Below are 880 nucleotides of genomic sequence, written 5' to 3'. Positions count from 1 at the left end.
GAGCGGAGACAGGTCTGTGACCAAAGCTAAAACACCTTCCGCATCGTCGACAGGAAAATAAGCGCCCCCGAAAAATGCAACTAGCGGAATCAACACGTTAATGATCGCCACTGCCGCTTCCCCCGTTCTCGTCAAATAACTGACGCCGAGGCCGAGGCATACGGCAAACAATACGATGCTGAACAGCACGGCCGCTACAAGCCCAAGATGCTCTCCCCAGTACGCTTTAAATACGTATTTGCTGACTGCGACGACGGCAAAAATACACAATCCGTTTGTCACAAGATTGCCGATCAGCTTACCCGCAAAGATCTCGCCTTTATGAACCGGTGCCGCGATCAGCCGGTCGGCTGTTTTTCTAAGCCGCTCCCCCCTTATTAAATAGCTGGCGCTTAATGCACTGTAAAGCGCGATCAGAGTGGTCATGGCAACCGCATAATAATCCATGGAGCTGGGCTTTCTGTCTGAGCTGAGCGACGTCTCCTTGATATAATTGTCGCCCGGTGCGTCCCCGAGCACGGCGCCCGCTTGCTCAGGAGCAGCTTTGATGATCTCCGCTGCGGCATTGTACCGGTTTGCAAACGCGGTCAGCATTCCTTGAATAATGCTGTTTTTCATACTGTTTTTATCCATTTGGTAAAGCTTGATGCCGCTGTTTTCGATCTCAAGATAAGCATCGTAGTTCCCCTGTTTGATTTCTTGTTTTTCATCCATATCGGACAACACTTTTTTAAAATGAACGCCGGATGTTTTCGCTTCCTTTACGAATGTTTTAAAGCCTTGCGAAAACGCTCCGTCAGAATTGTCTTTATACAAAACACGAACCTCGCCGACCGCTGCTTGTTGATCGAAAGCATTCGTCAGCGCAGTGCCTAAAATC

Annotated in this window: 1 protein-coding gene; it reads right to left on the bottom strand. The window is 49.3% G+C overall.

Annotation, left to right across the window (positions count from 1 at the left end):
• Positions 1 to 880 (bottom strand): ABC transporter permease (locus ACWHAR_RS24765; RefSeq protein WP_452088142.1); only part of this gene is annotated, 880 nt, incomplete at both ends.

The sequence above is a fragment of the Bacillus sp. LR--39 genome, from assembly GCF_053613335.1.
Note: the sequence above shows the minus strand (reverse complement) of the source record. Positions and strands in the feature narration are given on the sequence as shown.